This window comes from Pseudogracilibacillus sp. SO10305 (genome assembly GCF_037072005.1).
Lineage (GTDB): Bacteria > Bacillota > Bacilli > Bacillales > Amphibacillaceae > Pseudogracilibacillus > Pseudogracilibacillus intestinigallinarum.
Map to the genome: position 1 here is coordinate 150533 of NZ_JAXHDE010000001.1, position 24666 is coordinate 175198.

At 34.8% G+C, this 24666-nt stretch carries 20 protein-coding genes; all 20 read right to left on the bottom strand.

Annotated features, from left to right (window positions below; genetic code table 11):
- Positions 1-80: 80 nt before the first annotated feature.
- The 20 genes from SPD45_RS00830 to frr all read right to left on the bottom strand — a co-directional run bounded on the left by SPD45_RS00830 (position 81) and on the right by frr (position 24665).
- On the bottom strand, positions 81-2312 hold the full coding sequence (locus SPD45_RS00830; RefSeq protein ID WP_336265681.1) for an FtsK/SpoIIIE family DNA translocase: 2232 nt from the start codon (positions 2310-2312) through the stop codon (positions 81-83).
- A 167-nt stretch (positions 2313-2479) separates the two neighbouring features.
- Positions 2480-3712 (bottom strand): aspartate kinase, encoded by a 1233-nt coding sequence (gene dapG, locus SPD45_RS00835; protein WP_336265682.1) that lies wholly within the window; start codon positions 3710-3712, stop codon positions 2480-2482.
- Positions 3713-3732: 20 nt separating this feature from the next.
- Positions 3733-4776, bottom strand: coding sequence for an aspartate-semialdehyde dehydrogenase (locus SPD45_RS00840; protein ID WP_336265683.1), 1044 nt, complete (start codon positions 4774-4776; stop codon positions 3733-3735).
- A 350-nt stretch (positions 4777-5126) separates the two neighbouring features.
- Positions 5127-6347, bottom strand: a complete 1221-nt coding sequence (locus tag SPD45_RS00845) for a M16 family metallopeptidase (RefSeq protein ID WP_336265684.1) — start codon at positions 6345-6347, stop codon at positions 5127-5129.
- A gap of 332 nt (positions 6348-6679) precedes the next feature.
- Complete coding sequence (gene pnp, locus SPD45_RS00850) at positions 6680-8797, bottom strand: polyribonucleotide nucleotidyltransferase (protein WP_336265685.1); 2118 nt, start codon at positions 8795-8797, stop codon at positions 6680-6682.
- Positions 8798-8941: 144 nt separating this feature from the next.
- On the bottom strand, positions 8942-9211 hold the full coding sequence (gene rpsO, locus SPD45_RS00855) for a 30S ribosomal protein S15 (RefSeq protein WP_336265686.1): 270 nt from the start codon (positions 9209-9211) through the stop codon (positions 8942-8944).
- Positions 9212-9336: 125 nt separating this feature from the next.
- A complete protein-coding gene (locus tag SPD45_RS00860; protein ID WP_336265687.1) occupies positions 9337-10275 on the bottom strand; it encodes a bifunctional riboflavin kinase/FAD synthetase in 939 nt (312 codons plus the stop codon).
- Positions 10276-10283: 8 nt separating this feature from the next.
- Positions 10284-11186 (bottom strand): tRNA pseudouridine(55) synthase TruB, encoded by a 903-nt coding sequence (gene truB, locus SPD45_RS00865; RefSeq protein WP_336265688.1) that lies wholly within the window; start codon positions 11184-11186, stop codon positions 10284-10286.
- Between the two features lie 152 nt (positions 11187-11338).
- Complete coding sequence (rbfA, locus tag SPD45_RS00870) at positions 11339-11683, bottom strand: 30S ribosome-binding factor RbfA (protein WP_336265689.1); 345 nt, start codon at positions 11681-11683, stop codon at positions 11339-11341.
- 172 nt (positions 11684-11855) lie between these two features.
- The gene (locus SPD45_RS00875) at positions 11856-12134 is read right to left on the bottom strand and encodes a DUF503 domain-containing protein (RefSeq protein ID WP_336265690.1); all 279 of its coding nucleotides are present in this window, start codon (positions 12132-12134) and stop codon (positions 11856-11858) included.
- The gene (gene infB / locus SPD45_RS00880) at positions 12134-14203 is read right to left on the bottom strand and encodes a translation initiation factor IF-2 (protein ID WP_336265691.1); all 2070 of its coding nucleotides are present in this window, start codon (positions 14201-14203) and stop codon (positions 12134-12136) included. The genes SPD45_RS00875 and infB overlap by 1 nt, the downstream gene beginning before the upstream one ends.
- 20 nt (positions 14204-14223) lie before the next feature.
- Positions 14224-14523 carry a YlxQ family RNA-binding protein gene (locus SPD45_RS00885; RefSeq protein WP_336265692.1) on the bottom strand — a complete coding sequence of 100 codons (300 nt, stop codon included), beginning with the start codon at positions 14521-14523 and terminating at the stop codon, positions 14224-14226.
- Complete coding sequence (rnpM, locus tag SPD45_RS00890) at positions 14513-14794, bottom strand: RNase P modulator RnpM (RefSeq protein WP_336265693.1); 282 nt, start codon at positions 14792-14794, stop codon at positions 14513-14515. The genes SPD45_RS00885 and rnpM overlap by 11 nt, the downstream gene beginning before the upstream one ends.
- Positions 14795-14814: 20 nt before the next feature.
- Positions 14815-15936 (bottom strand): transcription termination factor NusA, encoded by a 1122-nt coding sequence (gene nusA / locus SPD45_RS00895; protein ID WP_336265694.1) that lies wholly within the window; start codon positions 15934-15936, stop codon positions 14815-14817.
- 14 nt (positions 15937-15950) lie between these two features.
- Positions 15951-16421, bottom strand: coding sequence for a ribosome maturation factor RimP (gene rimP, locus SPD45_RS00900; RefSeq protein WP_336265695.1), 471 nt, complete (start codon positions 16419-16421; stop codon positions 15951-15953).
- A gap of 229 nt (positions 16422-16650) precedes the next feature.
- Positions 16651-20943 carry a PolC-type DNA polymerase III gene (locus tag SPD45_RS00905; protein WP_336265696.1) on the bottom strand — a complete coding sequence of 1431 codons (4293 nt, stop codon included), beginning with the start codon at positions 20941-20943 and terminating at the stop codon, positions 16651-16653.
- Positions 20944-21088: 145 nt separating this feature from the next.
- Positions 21089-22348, bottom strand: a complete 1260-nt coding sequence (gene rseP, locus SPD45_RS00910) for an RIP metalloprotease RseP (protein WP_336265697.1) — start codon at positions 22346-22348, stop codon at positions 21089-21091.
- 27 nt (positions 22349-22375) lie between these two features.
- A complete protein-coding gene (locus SPD45_RS00915) occupies positions 22376-23143 on the bottom strand; it encodes a phosphatidate cytidylyltransferase (RefSeq protein WP_336265698.1) in 768 nt (255 codons plus the stop codon).
- Positions 23144-23158: 15 nt separating this feature from the next.
- A complete protein-coding gene (locus SPD45_RS00920) occupies positions 23159-23917 on the bottom strand; it encodes an isoprenyl transferase (RefSeq protein WP_336265699.1) in 759 nt (252 codons plus the stop codon).
- A gap of 190 nt (positions 23918-24107) precedes the next feature.
- Positions 24108-24665 carry a ribosome recycling factor gene (gene frr, locus SPD45_RS00925; RefSeq protein WP_336265700.1) on the bottom strand — a complete coding sequence of 186 codons (558 nt, stop codon included), beginning with the start codon at positions 24663-24665 and terminating at the stop codon, positions 24108-24110.
- Position 24666: the final 1 nt, after the last annotated feature.

The window sequence follows — 24666 nt, forward strand, 5'->3', positions numbered from 1 at the left end:
TGTTAGTAATATAGCAATTTTATATTACTAAAATTAATATAGCATTTATTGAAACTTTTTTGAACTCTTATTCTAGTTATTTATGAACTTTTTTCATCATTCTTTTCAATTAAAACCATACGAGGCTTATTTCCTTCATATGGACCCACAATATTCCTCTCTTCCATCATATCAATTAAACGTGCTGCTCGCGTATATCCTATTCGAAATTTTCTTTGTAACATGGATACACTAGCACTTTGCATTTCGACAATTAATTGTACCGCCTCTTCAAATAATTCATCTTCTACATCCGACAAAGTTTCTGATGGTTCTTCTGGAATCATTTCTTCTTCGTATTGAACATTTTGTTCATTCTTACAATGTGTGACAATTCTTTCCACTTCATCGTCTGATAAAAATGCTCCTTGGACTCGGATTGGTTTAGACATCCCTACAGGAATATAGAGCATGTCCCCCCTACCAAGTAATTTCTCTGCTCCACCAATATCAAGGATCGTTCGTGAATCGACTTGTGATGACACACTAAATGCAATACGAGATGGGATATTCGCTTTAATCACCCCTGTAATGACGTCAACAGAGGGTCTTTGTGTCGCAATAATTAAATGAATTCCCGCGGCTCTAGCCATCTGTGCTAATCTTGTAATGGCATCTTCAACATCGTTAGAAGCAACCATCATTAAATCGGCTAACTCATCGACTAAAACGACGATATATGGTAATGGCTGTACCTTCTCATCTGATAATTCATTTTGTTTTCGAATATAACTATTATAACTTTCTAAATTTCTTGTACCTGTGTCGGAAAACAATTCATATCGATGTTCCATTTCAACGACAATTTTTCGTAATGCAACAGATGCTTTTTTTGGATCTGTAACGACCGGTGTTAATAAATGAGGGATACCATTGTACACATTTAATTCTACTTTTTTTGGATCAATCATCATCATTTTTACTTCATCAGGTGTTGCACGCATTAAAATAGATGTAATAATTCCGTTTATGCAAACACTTTTACCACTACCTGTTGCCCCAGCAATGAGTAAATGAGGCATTTTATTTAATTCCCCTTGCACGACATTCCCAGATATATCTTTCCCTAATGCAAATAATAACTTTTTCTCATGCACATTCGATACATCTAATACTTCACGTAGTGATACGGGTGCAACATCACTGTTTGGCACTTCAATTCCTACAGCAGATTTACCTGGAATAGGTGCCTCAATTCGAATATCTTGTGCCGCTAAAGCTAACGCAATATCATCTTGTAAGTTTACAATTTTACTTACTTTTACTCCTGCTTCAGGATGTACTTCATACTTTGTCACTGCGGGACCGACATGTGCCTTCGTTATTTTCGCCCGAACCCCAAAACTATCAAACGTTTCTTCTAGTAACTTTACCGTGCTTTGAATTTGAGATTTTTCTTTTTGCTGTGTATGTTTAACCGGTTCTGCAAGCAACGATACTGGTGGCAATGTATAATCTTCATTTGTTACATTCGGCACAGAAAAGGAAGCATCATCTTGTTCTTCTAGTACATCTTCCATTAATTGCACTTCTAATTGTCCATGCTCTGTTTCTTCAAAACTATATGCTACATCAACTACATCTTCTTCCACTGGAGAAGGTATTTTTTCAATCTCTTCTTTCTTTTTCAACTTTTTATCTTGCTGCTTTTGGCGATTTTCACTAATTTTTTCTGTCGTTGTCGAAAATATACGTTTAAAAAACATACCGACCTGATCAAACGTAATATTTAACATGAAAAATATACCGATTAAAATGGCGAAAATAGCAATCATTTTCGCTCCAGCCAATGAAAACAAAAACTTTGTCACTACTAATAAAATGGCTCCAATGAAGCCGCCACCTAATAGTGCGTACGTTCCTGTTCCATTTACATAACTCGTATATTGAGTCCATGTTTCTTTAAAAACGTCTATATTTTTTATGTCAAATGGTAACATTTGAAAGGATTGAATATGGGTAAACAATAATAACCCTAAAAAGAATATATAAAAGCCTACTTTACGCTTCGTAAAAAAATTGGGGTATGCTCTTTTAAATAATAAATACAACCCTATCACAAATATGGCGATGGATAATACGAAATACCATATTCCTAAAAAGAATCGGAAAAAGTTTTCTAAAGTTGCCGGAATAAATCCATCACTTATAATAGATGCTCCGCTACCAAAAATCGCGATAAAAATTAATAACAAACCGACCAATTCATGGCGAAGCAGTCGGGTTTCTTTCTTTTTTGATTTTCGTTTCGTTTTCGTTTTTTTTCTTGCCAACTTCTTTCACCTCTATAACATATGGAGAATATTTCTTACGTTCCCCTTAAACAATTGATTCTAGTATATCATACTATGAAGATGTCGTAGACCGTTTACAAACAAAAAGAAGTTAGAATAAAAGGATCTTTTATTCCTTTTACTCTAACTTTCTTTATGCCATTCTACTAAATATAAGCGGAAGTTTTATTTAATTCGAATGCTTCATGTAAAGCATTGATTGCTAATTTCAATTGATTATTTTCTACTAATACCCAAATGGTCGTATGACTATCAGCAGATTGTAATACTTTCACATCGTTTTTCGTTAATGCTGTCGTTATTTTTGCAGCAACTCCAGGTATTCCTGTCATCCCAGCTCCAACCGCAGATACTTTTGCACAATGTTCAACGACAGTCACTTTAAAACCTTTTTCTTCTAGCAGTTGTACCGCTTTTTTAGCAACATCATTCGACACAGTATATACAACTTTCGTTGGTGACATATTAATAAAGTCTACAGATATATTCGCATCTGCCATCGTTTGAAATATCGTTGCTTGCGATTGAATATCATTTTCCTTAATTGGAATATTCAGTTGAGCAATTTCATCAATATGTGCAATACCAGTTACGAGGCGATCTGGAATATCAACTCCCATTTCCTTCGTTCGAGACGATGTGATGAGTGTACCAATATGATCTGAGTATGTTGAACGAATTCGAATTGGAATTTCCGCTTGCATTGCAATTTCCACTGCCCGTGGATGGATAACCTTTGCACCTTGATAAGCTAGATTAGAAGTTTCTGCATATGTGACGACATCGATAATCCGGGCTGAATCGACCACCCGTGGATCAGCTGTCATCATCCCTTCCACATCTGTAAAAATATCTACAGATTCCGCTTGTAATGATGCACCAAATGCAACCGCAGTCGTATCACTACCACCACGGCCAATCGTCGTAATATCGCCTGATTCTGTCCTACCTTGGAATCCTGCAACAACGACAACATCATGATCCATTAGTTCATGTTTAATCCGATCTGGTTTTACTTTTTTTATTTTTGCTTCTGTAAATTCATCGTTCGTTATTAAACCAGCTTGTGCACCAGTGAGCGCTGTAGCATTCAACCCATTTTGTTGTAGTTCATTAGATAATACTACAGAGGCAATCGTTTCTCCACACGACATCAACATATCTAACTCACGTTTTGCATGGATTGATTTCTCTTTATAATCGACCATTTTTAATAACGTATCTGTTGCATATGGATCGGGATTTCTACCTAAAGCTGAAACAACTACCACTAGTTTATTACCAGCGTCTAATCCACGCTTAATTTGTTTGATAACATGTGTTCGATTTTCTTTTGTCTGTACAGAAGTTCCACCAAATTTTTGAACTAATATTTTCATTCTATAATCAAACCTTTTCTTTAAACAATTTTATTTTTTACTAAAGTTTCTGCAATTTGTACTGTGTTCCATGCAGCACCTTTTACTAAGTTATCTGATACAATCCACATATGGAAACCATTTTTATGGTCTACATCTTTACGAATACGACCGACAAAAACTTCTTTCTTATCTGTCGCACTCAATGGTGTCGGATATGTTTGTGTTGCTGGATCATCTTCTAACATTAATCCTTCACCTTGTTTAATTGCTTCTTTAATCTCGTCTACAGATACTTCATTATCCGTCTCAATATAGACGCTTTCAGAGTGAGACGTAAATACTGGCAGACGGACACATGTTGCTGCAACTTGTAAATTTGCATCTCCCATAATTTTCTTCGTCTCGTTCATCATTTTCCATTCTTCTTTTGTATAACCATCTTCATCAAACACATCAATTTGTGGAAGTGCGTTAAATGCAATTGGGAAATGACGTTTATCCGAACCTGCTGGTAAAACATTTGCTTCCATTTCCTCTCCTGCTAAACGTTGCCCAGTTTGTTTTGTTAACTCTTGTTCAGCAGCTAAACCAGCACCTGATACAGCTTGGTATGTCGAAACGATAATACGTTTTAAACCAAATTTATCTTGAATTGGTTTTAATGCTGCCACCATTTGAATCGTTGAACAGTTCGGGTTTGCAATAATTCCTTTATGGTTTTCTAGATGTTCAGGGTTCACTTCTGGAACTACTAAAGGTACATTTTCATCCATTCGGAAGTGACTCGTATTATCCACAACAACGGCACCATGTTTTACCGCTTCCGGTGCTAATTTTTCAGAAATAGAGCCTCCTGCAGAGAAAAATGCAATATCAATATTTTTAAAACTATCTGCTGTAGCTTCTTCTACCGTTATCTCTCTATCTTGAAAATTAACTTTAGTCCCTGCCGATCTTTTAGACGAAAGTAATTTCAATTCGTTAATCGGAAATAAGTTTTCCGATAAATAATGTACAATTTTCTGTCCTACTGCTCCAGTTGCTCCAACAACTGCAACATTGTATTGTTTTTCATTAGCCATGTAATTAAAATTCCCCTTCCAAAATCATCTTAATCTTATCCTAAAGTTCATTTTAACATATTTTTTCTTGAATTCGAATAAAACATTTTAATTATTTTATTATTTTGTCAATTAAATTCATAAATAATTAAAATATTTGCTATGATAACATACAGTAAAATAAAAATTTTTGCGACGACTATACGCATGAAAAATATGAATTTGGATAATAGAAATGGTGACAAATAACGAGCCACACGATATGAAATTGAGTTGAATTAATATCATTAATATATATAAAATGGAGTTGATAGATGACCTTATCCATCAACCCCATTTATTGTATAATTCTACTTGTTCTAATTAATTCGTTATTTCGTCTCTGACATAATGACGGCCTTTGAATATTTCCCAGTAAAAATATGTTCGATTACTTCATTGATCATCGTATGGTCCACTTGATCAATTCCCTTTAATAATTCGTCTAATGTTCGATGTTTTTTTAATAATAATTCATTTCTTCCATTACGACTCATTCTACTATTCGTACTTTCAGAACCTAATACTAAATTTCCTTTTAACTGTTCCTTCTTGTTATGAAATTCTTTTTCCATTAAACCATTTTTCTTTATATCTTCAATCGTATCGATTATTGTCTCTTCTAATAATGGAAGTTGCTCTTTATTCGTTCCAGCATAAATACCTAAAACACCACTATCTAAATAAGCAGAATGATAAGAGAAGACAGAATAGGCTAAACCACGTTTTTCACGAACTTCCTGAAACAATCTAGAACTCATCCCATTCCCTAAAGCACTATTTAATACCATTAATGCGGGCATACGTTCATCATCTACTGCGATTCCTCGAAAACCAAAACAAGCATGTGCTTGCTCAATTTCTTTATGTTTCACAATCGTATCAAATATCATGGTTGGCTTTGTTCGTTCCATCAGTTGTGATTGTTGTTCAAATTGGTCGAATAATTGTTCGACTGTTTGAATAAATGTAACATCCACATTTCCAGCAATGGAAATAACGACATTTTCCGGAACGTAACATTCTTTTCTATAATCTTGTAATGATTTTTTCGTAAAGGAACGAACGAGTGCTTCTGTACCAATAATCGGACGACCTAACGGATGATTGCCAAAGTTTGCTTTTGCTAATAAATCGTGCACATGACTATCTGGTGAGTCTTCATACATTTTAATCTCTTCTAAAACGACTTTTTTTTCTCGCTCTATTTCGTCTTCTGGAAAAACAGAATGGAAAAACATGTCAGCAAGCACTTCCATTGCATATACTTTATATGTATCTAACACCCTCGCATAATAACATGTATATTCTTTAGATGTAAAAGCATTTACTTGCCCACCAATTGCATCAAAACTTTCCGCTATTTCTTGTGCACTTTTTGTTTTTGTTCCTTTAAAAAACATATGTTCCAAAAAGTGTGAAATCCCACCATTCGTTTCAGATTCATATCTTGAACCTGTTCCTACCCATACTCCCATAGTAACTGACCGTACAGTAGGTATATTTTCTAAAACGATGCGTACACCGTTCCTACATGTATATGTTTCAATCATAAATTCCCCTCCGATGTTCACCGTCATTCATCCATACATTTGTTTATCATATCAAAATTTATTCGAGTTGTTTCTTTCTTCATGCAAAATGTATAAAATAACGGATTATACGTTCATTTCTCTATTTATTACATCGTTATGTAACTCGGTTTATCATATCAAAAATGCGCATATTGTGCCAATCTATTGATTTATTCACGAAAGTTTCTAGTTCTGTATCATAAAGTTATGTTTTTATTTTTACCCATAAAAAATGGTGCCAGTGGATTTCCACGAACACCGTATATAGTAAAGTCCATTAAAAAAGAAACTGGATTTCCAGCTTCTCTCTTTTACTTTGATTTTAATTGTTCTTTATTTTCACGTTCTTCTTGTAATACATCTTTACGTGATAAATTGACTCGACCTTGGTTATCGATTTCTTTCACTTTAACCATAATCTTATCGCCAAGATCTACAACATCTTCTACTTTATTCGTACGTTTATCTTGTAATTGCGAAATATGAACTAATCCTTCTTTTCCTTTAAACAACTCAACGAATGCACCGAATTTTTCAATTCGTTTGACTGTTCCTAAATAAATTTGTCCTACTTCTACTTCACGAACTAAATCTTCAATAATCTTTTTCGCTTGGTCATTCATTTCTTCTTCTGTAGATGAAATAAATACTGTTCCATCTTGTTCGATGTCAATTTTTACGCCAGTTTCCTCAATGATCTTATTGATTTGTTTTCCACTCGGTCCAATGACATCACGAATTTTATCTGGATTAATATGCATCGTTAAAATTTTCGGTGCATATGGTGATAATTTCGATTTTGGCTCATTAATCGTTGCTAACATAGAGTTTAAAATGTGAAGACGACCAATTTTCGCCTGTTCTAATGATTCTTGTAAAATTTCCTTCGATAATCCATCAATTTTAATATCCATTTGGATTGCTGTAATACCTTTTTCAGTTCCAGCAACTTTAAAGTCCATATCTCCTAAAGCATCTTCTAAACCTTGGATATCCGATAAAATTGAATAATCATCACCTGTTTTAACTAACCCCATTGCAATACCTGCTACAGGTGCTTTAATTGGTACTCCTGCATCCATCATTGCTAATGTTCCTGCACAAATACTCGCTTGGGAAGAAGAACCATTCGATTCTAATACTTCCGATACGACACGTACTGTATATGGAAATTCTGTTTCTGATGGGATTACTTTTTCTAATGCTCTTTCCCCTAATGCCCCGTGTCCAATTTCACGACGGCCTGGCGCACGAATTGGACCAACTTCTCCAACACTATATTGTGGGAAGTTATAGTGATGCATAAAACGTTTCGACTCTTCTAAATCTAATCCATCTAAAATTTGTACATCACCAAGTGCTCCTAATGTACATACACTTAATACTTGAGTTTGTCCACGTGTAAATAGACCTGATCCATGTGTACGAGGTAATAATCCAACACGAGAAGATAACGGACGAATTTCGTCTGTTTTACGACCATCTGGACGTACTTTTTCTTCTGTTATTAAACGACGTACTTCATCTTTTAACATATCGTCTAATGTTAATTTCACGTGTTTCAATACATCTTCTTCTGCATCTTCATACTGTGCTAATGTTTCTTCTTTTACTTGTTCAATCGCATCTTCACGTGCATGTTTCTCTTCTACTTGAATTGCTTTTGTTAAAGCATTTTTTGCTTTTGTTTCAACTTCTGTTTTAATTGCTGGATCGATTTCGAATAATTCAATTGCTGTCTTTTCTTTTCCTGCTTGTTCCACGATTTCTTCTTGGAAAGCAACTAAGCGGGCAATTTCTTCATGTGCGAACATAATAGCATCTAAAACAGTCGCTTCAGAAATTTCATTTGCTCCTGCTTCCACCATATTTATTTCGTCCTTCGTTCCAGCAACTGTAAGTTCTAAATCACTTTGTGCTTGCTGTTCAATAGATGGATTAATAATAAATTCCCCATCGACTATTCCAACATTAATACCAGCAATTGGTCCGTTAAAAGGAATATCTGAAATTGATAAAGCAATAGATGATCCAATCATCGCAGCAATTTCAGATGAACAATCTTGGTCTACACTCATCACTGTACTAATAACTTGAACTTCATTTCTGAACCCTTCAGGAAAAAGTGGACGAATTGGGCGGTCAATTAAGCGTGATGCTAAAATGGCCTTTTCGCTCGGTCTACCTTCACGTTTAATAAATCCTCCAGGAATTTTACCAACTGCGTATAATTTCTCTTCATAGTTTACTGTTAAAGGAAAGAACGGTAAGTCTTTTGGTTCTTTGGAAGCCGTTGCGACAGATAGTACAGATGTGTCTCCATAATGTACCATACAAGCACCATTTGCTTGTTTTGCCAATTCGCCAACTTCAACCGTTAATTTATTTCCATTAATCGTAGTAGAGAATACTTGCTTGTTTTCTACCATCTTTATTTGTACCCCTTTCAAATGAACATATTACAATTTTTACACTTTAAGTAACGATTAATTATTATGTTCATTTTTTATAAAAACATCTTTTTTTATGCATTTCATTTATGAAAAAAAGCAGGATTTCTCCTGCTTCTTACATTATCTACGTAATCCAAGTTTTTGAATCACTTCACGGTAACGTGTAACGTCTTTTTTACGTAAATAGTTTAATAAGTTACGACGCTTACCAACCATTTTTAATAAACCACGACGTGAATGGTGATCTTTTTTATGTGTACGTAAATGTTCGTTTAAATTATTAATTTCATTCGTTAAAATAGCGATTTGAACTTCTGGAGATCCAGTGTCATTTTCGTGTACTTTGAATTCGTTAATAATTTCATTTTTAACATCCTTTGAAATAGCCATATTGGCACCTCCTAATTTCTATATTATCCCCATCCCCCTAGCAAACGTCGGAGATACATTTTGCCAAGCGGAGGTTCTACCTTTATAGATTAACTTTTTTTCCATAAAAAAGCAAGGCATTTCGTTTAAATTTGGAAGTATTTTCGGATGTTTTTTTCATCTTCTGTTAATTGCGCAACAATTTCATCTACCCCGTTAAACTTTCTTTCTTCACGAACAAATGTCATCCATTCAACTGTAATCTGTTCACCGTATATATCTTCTTCGAAATCTAAAATATATACTTCCGGAGAAGGTTTCGGTAAATGATCATGAAATGTTGGTTTTACACCTAAATTCAACAACCCATAATACTTTTTCCCAGCTATATACACATAAACCCCATATACCCCTTGTTTAGGAAGTAATTTATCCTCTTCAATTTGTAAATTTGCCGTCGGAAAACCTATTTGCCTTCCTCGTTTATCTCCATCTACAACTATACCCGAAGTAAAATAAGGACGTCCTAATAGTTGATGTACTTTTTCTACATCCCCTTCTTTTAATGCTGCACGTATATTAGTTGAACTAATCTTTTCAGATGCATAGTTCACTTTATCTATGACTGTTACTTCTACTTCATTCGATAAAAATGTCTGTATATTATCCATATTCCCTGCACCTTTATGACCAAAAGTATAGTCAAAGCCTGCAACTAGATGTTTAATATGTAACCCCTCTATGAAATGCTCTATAAATTGAGCAGGACTTAATTGGGAAAGTTCTTTATTAAACGTAATAATATATAAATAATCGACATCTAATTCAGATAAAAATGCTTCTTTTTCATTTACAGTCGTTATATAGTGAACTGTTTCTTTGCCCTTTTTCAGTACGACAGATGGGTGAGGAAAAAACGTAATAACAGCACTTTTTAATTGTTTTTCCTTTGCCTTTTGCACAGCTGTTTGAATCACTGCTTGATGGCCTTCATGAATTCCATCAAAAAAACCAATTGCTGCAACAGATGGACTTATTTTTTCTTTTTCCAAATTATGAGGATATGTTAATTGTATCGTTTCCATTCTTTCACCTACTTATGCAAATTAAACACTCGAACTGGCTTAATTAAATTTGGATGATTTGGATGGATTTCGTATATTGCCAATAATTTCTGTTCATACATCATTGCAAACGGGTCGTTTGTCATTATGTCTGATGGCTTCGGAAACTTTTGACCTTGTAATACACGATCCTTCATTTTTTCATCTACACTATAATGATATAGATGACGAACTGCTTTTTCAACTGGTAAGAGCATGGATGGAATATTGTTTTCGTCTATTTTCCGTTCAATTTCCTCAAATGTGATCGTTTCATCTAGATGAAATCCATCTGTTTCCATTCGTTTTAAAAAAGACATATGTGCGGGATACCCTAACGCTTTCCCTATATCAACAGATAACGTTCGAATGTATGTCCCTTTTGAACAAGTTACTTTTATACGAAATGGGTTAGTAATCAGCCCGTTTGAATGTAGATGCTCTATATTATATATCATCACTTTTCGTTCTGGGCGCTCAATTTCAATGTTTTCTCGTGCATATTCATATAATTTTTTCCCATTTACTTTAATTGCAGAATACATTGGTGGGATTTGTATAATTTCTCCAGTAAATGATGCAAGTACTTGTCTAATTTCTTCCTCTGTTGGAACAGAATCTAATGTTTTCTCTTCAACCGTTTCCCCATCCGCATCTTCTGTCGTCGTGCTTCTTCCTAAAAACACATCTGCAATATATTGTTTATGTAAAGGTAATAAAAACGAAATAATTTTCGTCGCTTCTCCAACACAAATTGGTAATACACCTTCCACTGAAGGGTCTAATGTACCGGTATGACCCACTTTTTTCGTTTGTAGCATTCGTCTTATTTTCATCACACAATCATGAGACGTCATTCCTTTTGGCTTATATAAAGGTATTATTCCATGCATCTTGCCTCAGCCTTTCTCCACTATAATTAAAAAAAGGCTAAGGATAGTCGGAAAATAATAGAAGTAAAAAGAAATATCTCTATACTATTTCTCTTTATCATTTACATTTTCCCGCTATTTCCTCAGCCCACACATACGCATTCATCTATATATTAATCATTGTTTAATTGACGTAAAATTGCATCGATGCGATTTCCATATTCATGAGCTTCATCAAATTTAAATGAAATCTCAGGTACTTTTCGTAAACGAATACGACGGCCCACTTCTGTACGAATAAACCCACTCGCTTTTGAAAGTCCAATTAAGGATGCCTCTTTTTCCGCCTCGTCTCCATATACAGAAATATATACGGTTGCAATTTGTAGGTCATTTGTTAAATCAACATCTGTTACAGTAACAAAACCAACTCGCGGATCTTTAATTTTTTGATTAATAATCTCTCCAAGTTCCTTTTTCATCTGTTCTGCTACTCGATTTGTACGCATATTATCCATTTATTATCACCCTTTCTTCACGAATGTGAGGGATATATTTATCGTGTCCATATTTATCTTTTAGTATAAACTAAATTAGAAGTGTGTAAAGCACCATCACAAAAAAATACAATTGGCCATACACATTTTCTATATAAATAAATATGTCCGACGATCAAAACAAGTACGCAATTTATAATGGATAAATATTTGTAATTGTTCGTTCCACTTCAGGGTTTTGATCTATAAAACGTATAACTTGTTGAATTACTTTTTCTGCATGTACATATTCATTCGATACAGTTGCAATCCCTAATTTTGTACGTTGCCATAAATCTTCAAATTCAATTTCCGCAATTGAAACATTGAATTCGTTTTGTACTCGCTTCGTTATACGTTTTACGATCGATCGCTTTTCTTTCAGAGATTGTACATCATAAATCATGTATTCAACTTCTGCATAGACGACCATTATCGTTCAATCTCAACCATTTCAAATGCTTCTATGATATCACCTGTTTTTATGTCATTGAAATTTTTCACAGTAATCCCACATTCGTATCCAGCATCTACTTCTCGTACATCATCTTTAAAACGTTTTAGTGCTAATAATTCACCTTCAAATAAGACGATACCATCACGAATAATTCGCACACTAGAATTACGTGTAATTTTTCCGTCTGTTACAAAGCTACCAGCAATCGTTCCAATCTTGGACACTTTAAATGTTTCTCGAACTTCTGCTTGACCAACAACTTGTTCTTCAAATTCCGGATCTAATAATCCTTTCATCGCTTGTTCCATTTCTTCGATTGCTTTATAAATTACACGGTGTAAACGTACATCTACCTTTTCTGATTCTGCCGCTTTTTGTGCATTTACGTCTGGACGAACGTTAAAACCAATAACAATCGCATTTGATGCAGAAGCTAAAATAATATCTGATTCATTAATCGCTCCAACACCTGTATGAATAATATTGATGTTTACTGTTTCTACTTCAATTTTACGTAACGAAGAAGCTAACGCTTCAGCAGATCCGTTTACATCGGCTTTAATAATCACATTCAGGTCTTTCATTTCACCTTGTTTAATTTGTTCAAATAAATCATCTAAACTAATCTTAGCTTGTGAACCACGACTTTCAATAATGTGTTGTTGTTGTCTAGATTCACCAATTTGACGTGCTTGACGCTCATCTCGGAATACTAGAAACTGGTCTCCAGCTTGTGGCACACCATTTAACCCTGTAATTTCTACCGGTGTAGAAGGCCCTGCCTCTTCAATACGTTTACCAAGGTCATTTACCATAGCACGAACTCTTCCGTACGTATTTCCTACAACGATTGGATCTCCAACATGTAATGTACCTTCTTGTACTAATAAACTTGCAACAGATCCACGACCTCTGTCTAACTGTGCATCGATTACTGTACCGAATGCTACTTTATTCGAGTTAGCTTTTAATTCTTCCATTTCAGCTACGAGTAAAATCATTTCTAATAAATCATCAATACCCTCGCGTTTCTTTGCAGAAATTGGTACGAAAATAGTGCTTCCGCCCCAATCCTCAGGAATTAACTCATATTCTGTTAATTCTTGCATGACACGATCAGGATTTGCCGCTTCTTTATCCATTTTATTGACAGCAACAATAATTGGAACATCTGCTGCTTTCGCGTGATTTAATGCTTCTACTGTTTGTGGCATAACGCCATCATCTGCTGCAACCACTAAAATTGCGATATCTGTTACTTGTGCCCCACGTGAACGCATGCTCGTAAAAGCTTCGTGTCCAGGTGTATCTAAAAATGTAATCTTTTTATCGTTTACTTCTACTTGATATGCACCGATATGTTGTGTAATTCCACCAGCTTCTCCATCCGTAACTTTAGAATGGCGAATGGAATCTAATGTTGTTGTTTTTCCGTGGTCAACGTGCCCCATAATTGTTACGACAGCAGGACGTTCCACTAAATCTTTTTCTTTATCTTCTTTTCGATATTTATCAAAGTCTGTATCTTCTAAAATAATTTCTTTTTCAACGGTAACATTGTAATCGCTACAAATTAATTCAACCGTATCATCATCTAAATCTTGGTTTTTATTCGCCATAACACCTAAAAACATTAATTTTTTAATGATTTCTGATACATCTTTGTTTAGTTTTTCTGCTAATTCATTCACTGTTAATGTATCATGATAAACGATATGTTCCGGTGTTTTTTTCTTTTCCACTTTTACTTCTTGATGTGCTTGTTTTTGATGACGTTTTTCTTTTTTATTCATCTTTTTCTTTTTGTTCTTTTTATCTTTATGTTGTGTTTGTTTCGTTTCATTTTTTTGTTTTTCCATTTTTTTCGCTTCTTTCACTGGAGCTTGTTTTTTCTGGAACATTTCATCCAATTTCTCTCTCGTTTCCTTAGAAATTGAAGACATATGGTTACTTACTTCAATATTCAATCCTTGTAACTTTTCAATAACTTCTTTACTTGAAAGATTATTTTCTTTTGCATATTCATAAACTCTCATTTTACCCATACGTTCACCCCCAAAAATATTTATGAAAGTAGTGTGCGTATTTTTTTGGCAAAACCATTATCTAAAATAGCTATAGCAACACGCTCGGATTTTCCGATTGCATGACCTAACGTATATCGGTCATCTACCTCCATATAAGGTACTTGATATGTTGTGCATTTATCTTGTAATTTTTTTTTCGTCTGGTCGCCAACATCATCGGCTATTAATAATAACGAAACTTTTCCAGCCTGAATATCTTTAATTATTAATTCTTCACCGGTCGTTATTTTTCTAGCCCGATTTGCTAACCCAACGAGATTCAAATAATTACTTTTCATGTTCCTGGTCCTTTGCTAAATCCAATAATTGTTCATAAATTGTCGGATCAATTTTCACTTGAAACGTTTTTTCTAACACACGGTCTGCTTCTGCCTTACGAACAATCGTTTCATCTATCGTCATGTAAGCACCACGACCATTTTGTTTTCCAGTCGGATCAATAAATACGTCGCCTTCTTTATTGCGTACGATACGAATCATCGCTTGTTTCGGTTTCATTTCTTGTGTCACAATACATTTTCGTTGAGGTGTTTTTTTGTTTTTCCGCATCGTATTATCCTCCTTGTATATTATAAATCAAGTAAAAAATCGTCTTCTTCGTCTTCCTTTACCTCTTCTGAGTCAAAAAAAGTATCTTCGTCACGTAATAATCCTTCCTCACGTGCTACTGTTTCACTCTTAATATCGATTTTCCATCCTGTTAATTTTGCAGCTAATCGTGCATTTTGACCACGTTTCCCAATAGCTAAAGATAATTGATAGTCAGGTACGATGACTGTCGTTGAGTTTTCTTCTTCATCGACAATTACTTTTAATACTTTGGATGGACTTAATGCATTTGACACATATATAACAGGATCTTCTGACCATTCCACAATATCAATTTTTTCTCCGTTTAACTCATCCACAACTGCTTGTACACGTTGTCCTTTCGGTCCAACACAAGAACCGACTGGGTCAATCTCTTCGTCACTAGCATAAACAGAAATTTTCGAACGATCCCCAGCTTCACGTGAAATGGATTTCACTTCTACAATCCCACCATAAATTTCCGGTACTTCCATTTCAAATAAACGTTTTAATAAGCCTGGGTGTGAACGTGAAATATAAATTTGTGGACCTTTATTCGTATTTTCAACTTTTGTGACATACACTTTAATTCGATCATGTACATGATATTCTTCCGTCACAATTTGTTCCTGCTTTGCTAATTTTGCTTCAATTTTTCCTAAATCAACATATACATAATTTGGATCTACACGTTGAATAATTCCTGTCATAACATCATCTTCACGGTCTTGGTATTCACTGAAAATAATACCTCTTTCCGCTTCTCTTACACGCTGTGTAACCACTTGTTTCGCAGCCTGTGCAGCGATACGACCAAAGTTCTTCGGTGTTACCTCAATTTCCACGATGTCGCCAATATTATATTGTAAATTAATTTCTCGTGCTTCTTCTAAAGTAATTTCTTCCTGTTCGTCTTCTACTTCTTCCACTACTGTTTTTTGTGCATAAATATCCATTGCACCTTTTTCTTCATCAAATAAGACAGAAACATTGTTTGCTGATTTAAAATTCTTCTTGTATGCAGAAATTAACGCTGCCTCTAATGCTTCTAATAATACTTCTTTATCGATTCCCTTTTCTTCTTCTAAAAGGTTAATCGCTTGGAACAACTCACTGCTCACTTTTACATCCCCCTCTATAATTTAACAGCAAGTCTAGCTTTTGCAACCTTATCAAAAGGAATCTCTACTTGCTTTTTACGATGTTTAAATTGATATTCAATAGTAATAACTTCATTTTCAAAACTTAATAATGTACCGACAAACTCTTTCTCACCTTCGATGTGTACATATAATGATACGTAAATATGTTCACCAACGTGATTTTGAAAATCCTCTTTTGAAGTTAAAGGTCTTTCAGCCCCTGGTGAACTTACTTCAAGAAAATATGCCCCTTTTATCGGATCATGTTCATCTAATAATTCACTTACTTGCTCTGAAACGAGACTACATAGATTCAAGTCTACGCCACCACGTTTATCGATATAAATACGTAGAAAAAAGTCTTGTCCTTCTTTTACATATTCCATGTCAAATAAAGATAACTCATTTTCCTTTAAAACAGGTTCAATTAATTGTTTAACTTCTGCTAAAACGTCATTACTCAAATGTATTCCTCCTTCATCACTTAGTTTATGATGAGATTTTTGTTCTATTCAGTATTGTATCCTTATTCAATATAAAACCCTTGCCAGATAGATGGGCAAGGGAAAAAGTCTTTTGTATAGAAGAAAGAGTGGGAATCCCCACTCTTTCACGTCGAGTTATCATCAGTCTTTCATTATTATAACACAGGAATACACTGTTGACAATTGTTTTATTTCCATTTATCTTTCCCTAAAACAGTGATAGTTGGTTTTCTTCCTCCATTCCATCTAAGCATCCATGTGTATCTAAATATTGTAAAACTGTTTTAGATATTTTGCTTCGTTCACGTAAATCTTCTTTCGATAGGAACTCACCTTGTTCGCGAGCTTTTACAATATTTAACGCAGCATTTGTTCCTAATCCATCTACAGCATTAAATGGTGGAATTAAACTATCCCCTTCAACGATAAAATCTGTTGCACTAGAACGATATAAATCTACTTTTTGGAATGAAAAACCACGTATCCACATTTCATATGCAACTTCAAGCACTGTCATTAAGCTTCTTTCTTTCGGTGGTGCATCGTTTCCTTTTTCTTTAATTTCCGAAATTCGTTTTCTTAACGCTTCAGGTCCACGAACCATCGTGTCTAACTCAAAGTCCGCAGCCCGAATAGAAAAATATGCTGCATAAAAATAAATTGGATAATGCACTTTAAAATAAGCAATTCGAACAGCCATTAAAACATAGGCCGCAGCGTGTGCTTTCGGGAACATATATTTTATCTTTTTGCATGATTCGATATACCAATCTGGCACACCATTCTTTTGCATTTCTACTACCCACTCATCTTGTAATCCTCGGCCTTTACGGACAGATTCCATAATGGTAAATGCTAAAGATGCTTCTAAGCCTTGTTGCATTAAATACACCATAATATCGTCACGACAACCAATTACATCTCCAATTTCACATGTACCACTATTAATTAACTCTTGTGCATTTCCTAACCATACATCTGTACCGTGTGATAAACCAGAAATAATAACGAGTTCCGCAAATGTATTCGGCCTTGTTTCTTCTAACATTTGTCGAACAAAACTTGTCCCAAATTCCGGCACACCTAATGTTCCTGTGGCACAATCGATGTCTTCTGCCGTGACACCTAAAGGTGCTGGACTTGAAAAAATCCCCATTACTTCTTCATCGTCTAACGGAATCGTACTCGGTTCTATCCCACTTAAATCTTGTAACATACGAATGACAGTCGGGTCATCATGCCCGAGTATATCAAGTTTTAACAAGTTGTCTTCAATAGAACGATAATCAAAATGCGTTGTTTTCCATTCACTATTTCGATCATCTGCTGGGAATTGAATTGGTGTAAAATCATAAATTTCCATCTCATTCGGCACAACAATTATTCCACCAGGATGCTGCCCTGTCGTTCGTTTTACCCCTTCACAACCATGAACTAATCTATCTACCTCTGCACCTTTAAAATGGATGTTTTTATCACTTGAATACCCTTTTACATAACCATATGCAGTCTTAGTTGCAATAGTTCCAATGGTACCTGCACGGAATACATAATCTTCCCCAAATAATTCTTTCGTATAATTGTGTGCGTTTGGTTGATATTCCCCAGAGAAGTTTAAATCAATATCTGGAACTTTATCTCCTTTAAAGCCTAAAAACGTTTCGAACGGAATATCTTGTCCGTCTTTCTTTAATGATGTTGCGCATTTAGGACAATCTTTATCCGGTAAATCAAAGCCACTCGCATAAGAACCATCTGTGAAAAACTCATTATAGTGACAGTTTGTACAAACATAATGTGCTGGCAGTGGATTCACTTCCGTAATTTCAGTCATCGTAGCTACTAAGGAAGATCCAACAGAACCACGTGACCCTACTAAATAACCATCAATTAATGATTTTTTTACGAGTTTATGCGAAATTAAATAAATTACCGCAAATCCGTGTCCAATAATACTTTTTAATTCTTTTTCGATTCGTGCTTCCACAATTTCAGGTAGTGGGGTGCCATAAATATTTTCGGCTGTTTTATACGTTAAATTACGTACTTCCTCCTCCGCACCTTCAATTGTTGGCGTGTATAAATCTTTTTTAAGTGGAGCAATATCTTCAATCATGTCTGCAATTTGTTGACTGTTATCGACAACTAATTCATGCGCTTTTTCCATTCCTAAAAACTCGAATTGAACGAGCATTTCATTTGTCGTTCGAAAAGGTGTATTTGGTAATGTAACACGATTTAAAGGATTTCCTTTTTGTGATGCGATTAAAATTTCTCGATACAATTTTTCATGTTCGTCGATATAATGTGCATTACCTGTTGCAACGACTACTTTTCCAGTGTCTTCTCCTAGTTGAATCACTTTTTTAATTACTTCTAAAATTTGTGCTTCATTTTGTACTAATTCCCTCTCAATTAAATGGGAGTAATTATCCGGAGGTTGTATTTCTAAGTAATCGTAAAAATGCACCATATCTTTTACTTCTTCCACAGACTTCTGTAAACAAGCATCAAAAATTTCGCCTTGATCACATGCGGAACCGACCAAAATCCCTTCTCGTAATTTCCCTAATAATGAACGAGGAATTCGTGGCACGCGATAAAAATACTCTGTCAAAGATAAGGATACCAATTTATATAGGTTTTTTAAGCCTACTTCATTTTGGGCCAGTAATATTGCATGTGACGGACGTCCATGTTGGTAACTATCGCCTTCTCCCATATGATCATTTAATTGATTCATATTTATAATTTCTCTTTCCGCTAACTGTTCTACCAACTTCCAAAATAAATAACCCGTCGCTTCCGCATCGTAAATTGCTCGGTGATGTTGTGTTAGTTCTACATTAAAGTGTTTACATAATGTATTCAAGCGGTGATTTCCTATATTTGGCAGTAAAAACCTCGCTAATTCTAACGTATCAATGACAGGCGTGCTAATACGATCAATACCAATTTTACTATATCCTTGATTTAAGAAACCTATATCAAACGTAGCATTATGAGCAACTAATGTATCTTCACCGACCCACGCATGGAATTTCTTTAATACGTCTTCTACTTCTGGCGCTCCAACGAGCATATCATCTGTAATGCCAGTAATTTCAATAATTTTATCTGGTAGTGTACGGTGGGGATTAGCAAAGCTTTCAAAACGATCGATTATTTCACCTTTATGAATTTTCACTCCCGCAAGTTCTATAATAGTATCAAAAACAGAAGATAATCCCGTTGTCTCTACGTCAAACACAACATAGGTTTCATCACGTAACAATAAGTCTTGCGGATTGTAGGCAATTGGTACACCATCATCTACAATATTTGCCTCTAGACCATAAATTGCTTTGATGCCATGTTTCTTCGCTGCTGCATATGCTTCCGGAAACCCTTGCACGGCTGCATGATCTGTTATTGCTATTGCTTTATGTCCCCATTTTGCGGCTTGTTCCACTAATCTTCCTGGACTAACTACAGCATCTAATTGACTCATGGTCGAATGTGCGTGTAGCTCTACACGTTTTTTATCTTCTTCTGCATCGTCCATTCTTATTTTCACATCAACTTGTTCCACATCGTTTGCCATCATCGATAATTCATTTGAATACATATCTGTCTGCACACGTCCACGTGCTTTTATCCAAATCCCTGATTGTACGGATTGGAACATTTCTTCGTCCTCATCAGTGCGTGAAAACATTTTTATTTCTAGCGAATCTGTATAATCTGTCGCTTTAATAATTAATAAACTTCGTCCTGATCGTAATTTTCTTACTTCTACATTAAAAATATATCCCTGAACAGTAATTCGTCTCTCTTCTTCTATAATTTCTTCCATATGCACTGGTTCGTCTTTAATCGGATAACCAATTTGCAATGCCGTTACTTCTTGTTGCTTTTCAGATTTATCTATCTGTTCTTGTTGCTTCTTCATCGTGTTTTGTGCATTTTGACGATCCTCTTCATATGTCTGCATACGAAAATGCTCCAATTCATCTGAAGTTGTAGATACCTCAAATAAAAGTGGATAAGCTTTCAACCCAATTTTTTCCGTATATAATTGGAATTGTGGTTGTAATTTTCGTTGTAAAGAAATCGCTTCTGCTTCTGATTTTACTTCTGTAACAAGATTCCCATCTTTCAATGTGACCGATTGTTGCATAAACATCTCCATATGTGTTGGCAGCAATGCGGGTACTTGTCGGATAAAGTCTTTCCAATAAAATTGTAATTCTGTTTCCGGACATTGTGTATCCTCTACATACAATGTCATTTCAGTCTGTGCTATATGATGAAATGTTTGTTGTAATCCTTTATGTAATAATTCATACACATGGAATGGAAGAACATTTTTAATTTTTAAATGAAAATGCCATTTTTTATTACGTTTATGAACGATTAATTTGTCCATTGTCGCTGTTGAGAAATATTCATCCACGATATTTTCTGGAAGTTTTAATTGTTCGAGCAATATTTCCATCTTTTTTCGTTTTGTTAAATCCATGAACCATTCCTCCAGTAATTATTCGTACAATATTTTATTAAATATAAATTGTACCATAGTTTTAATAGATTCACACATACAAAAAAATTGGGAGAGTAATTGTTTATGTATGTATAAACAGTGTAACCATCCCAACTTTTCATCTTTATAAAAATAACCGTTGAATATCGTTCCATGTAACGACAAGCATTAATAACATTAGAAGCGCAAAACCAATGACATGTACAAATCCTTCTTTTTGAGGGTCAATAGGTTTCCCTCGTACCGCTTCAATTCCTACAAATAACAATCTTCCACCGTCAAGGGCAGGTAACGGAACTAAATTAATGATACCTAAGTTAATACTTAACATCGCTGTCCACATTAAAAAGTTCATAAATCCTGTTTGTACGACTTGATCTGTTGCATCATAAATCCCTACTGGACCTGATAACATATCAAGTGATAGTTGGCCTGTTACAAGCATCGCTAAATTAGTTATAATGAGCTTCGTCGTTTCATAAGTTTGGGTAAACCCGTATTTAAACGTACCGATAAACGATTTTTCAAATGCTAATTTTACACCGACTTGTCCAATCGTTTCTTCTTCCACTTGTAACTCTTTTGGGGTAACTGTAAGGTTTGTCTCTTTTCCATCCCGAAGAATTGTAAAATCTAATGCTGTTTCCGGACTTTTCTGTACAGTTGCAGTAAACTCTGTCCATTTTTCAATTTTATTACCTTCAATTGCGATAACTTCATCACCAGCTAGCAATCCAGCCGCTTCAGCCGGACTATCTGGTTCTACTTCACCAATTAACGCACGATCTGTCGGCACTCCTTGAACAAGCCCTAAAATAATGAATATGACTATCGCCAAAATAAAGTTCATCATCGGACCAGCAAACAATTGCATCGCTCTTTGTCCAACTGTTTTCGATGCAAATTGGCGATCAAAAGGTGCGATTTGAGTTTCTCTTTCGTCCATAATGAAAAATGCATTTCTATCTACATCAAAACGGTGCACGGTCGTTTCATCACCTATTTCATATCCAGCGATATACAACTCATGATCCAAGTCAATCGATTCCACTTCAATTAAATGTGCATTTGGATGTTTATCTTTATTATTTACAATAATCTGTTTCACTTTACCTGCATCATTAAACTCTAATCCAATATGATGTCCAGGTTTTAATTCAATAATTTCCGGGTCATCACCGGCAACTCGGACATACCCACCAATAGGTAATAACCGAACCGTATACAACGTTTCATTTTTTGTCGTTGAAAAAATCTTCGGTCCAAATCCAATTGCAAATTCTCGTGCTAACATGCCAGCACGTTTTGCAAAAATTAAATGACCCCACTCATGCACAGAAACTAATAATCCGAACATGAAAATAAACGCGATAACCGTCGTCAAACGAAACACTCCTTTTTAAAAACTTATTTAGAAAAGTGGTAAAACGAACAACATTAATAATACAAATAATAAACTATCGAGACGGTCTAATATACCACCATGTCCTGGAAACAGTTTACCATAGTCTTTAATTCCATATTGACGCTTAATTGCCGAGGCAACTAAATCTCCCATCTGACCAAAAATAGAAATCGTACATGCAATAACTATTACCATAGTATACGATATATCAAAAGGATATATCACTTGAAAAATGACAGCTACAATCATAGCTATGACGATACCACCGATTGCCCCACCAATTGTTTTATTCGGGCTAATTTCGGGCCATAATTTTCGTTTCCCTACACTTTTTCCAACAAAATATGCTCCCGAATCTGTCGCCCAAATCGTAAACAAAATAAACAATAAATAATTTAGTCCGAGCAAACGAATTTCAATTAACATATGAAAAGAAATCCCAATATAAAATGTCGCTAAAAACAAAAAGCTTGCTTGCTGAAATGTAAATTTATTTTTCGTTAAAACCGTTATAATAAATAGTATGATTGCAAATATTACAAATGTCTCTAATTTTATATCATTTTCCACTTCAATATTCAGAAGAATCATTAAAAATCCTACACTTATAACCGTATATAATATTCCCTTTTTCGGATCTAACATGCGCATTAGTTCATACAACCCTACAATAGCAAATAAATACGTCATGACAATAAACGGCCAGTTTCCGTAAATAATCAATGGTATTAATATAATTAATGCGATGATTGCTGTTACGATTCGCTGCTGCATTTACTTGTCCACTCCTTAAATTCCACCATAACGTCTTTTACGTTTTTGATAATCTTTTAATGCATCAAGAAAAATTTGTTCGTTAAAATCCGGCCACATTACATCTGTAAACCAAAACTCTGCATAAGCTAATTGCCATAATAAAAAATTACTTAATCGATGTTCTCCGCTTGTTCGGATGAGTAAATCAGGGTCTGGTACATCTTCTGTGTACAAATATTTAGCGATAACCGCTTCATCAATATCTGTTTCAGCAATTGTTCCGTCATGAACATCTTGTATTACTTGTTTAGTTGCCCGTACTATTTCATCACGGCTTCCATAGTTTAATGCAAAATTTAATAATAAACCATCGTTCTGTTTTGTCTTTTCTTTCGCATGTGAAATAGAACGTTTCGTATGAGCTGGCAACGAATCAAATTCTCCAATTGTTTTGATGCGTACATTGTTTTCAATCATTTCTGGTAAATATTTATTAGAAAATTCGATTGGTAGACGCATTAAAAAATCAATTTCTCTTTTTGGGCGTTTCCAATTCTCTGTAGAAAAAGCATACAATGTTAATACTTTAATATTTTGTTCTACGGCTTCTTTAACAATTCTCCGAACGACTTCCATACCTTCTTTATGACCCGCAATTCTCGGAAGGCCCCTTTCACTCGCCCACCTTCCATTTCCATCCATAATAATGGCTACATGATTTGGTACATTATCTATTTTTTCTGTCTGTATTTCTTTTTCGTTTTTATTAAAAAAAGGCATCCACTTAGACATTCATCGCCCTCCACAGTTTAAACTAGCATATATTACTATTTACTTATTCAAATTATACTCAATCTATTGGTGAATTGCGACATAAAAGAATCTTTTCATACGAAAAGTACAATCCACAACTATTGTATTATACCATAAAAAAACAGTGACAACGACTCAATCGTTATCACTGTAAATATTTCGACAAATATTAAACTTCCATAATTTCTGCTTCTTTTTCCGCAGCTAAACGGTCAATCTCAGCAATATAATGGTCTGTTTCTTTTTGTACTTTATCTTGAGATGTGCGTAATTCGTCTTCTGTAATTTCCGCGTCTTTTTCAAGTTTTTTTAATTGGTCATTTGCATCTCGGCGAATATTACGAACTTGTACTCGTGATTCCTCCGCATATTTTCCAACAATTTTCGTTAAATCTTTACGACGTTCTTCTGTTAATGCTGGAATGTTAATACGAATTAAATTCCCATCATTTGAAGGTGTTAATCCTAAATCTGCTTTTTGAATTGCTTTTTCAATATCAGCTAATGCTGTTTTATCAAATGGTGTAATTACTAACATTCTAGCTTCAGGAGCACCAATTTGCGCTAATTGGTTTAAAGGCGTAGGAGCACCATAATATTCAACAAAAACATTGTCTAATAAACTAGGATTTGCTCTACCAGCTCGAACTGTTGCTAAATTACGTGAAAATGCTTGGATTGCTGTTTCCATTTTTTCTTCTAATGTAGAAAACACTTCTTTCGTCATT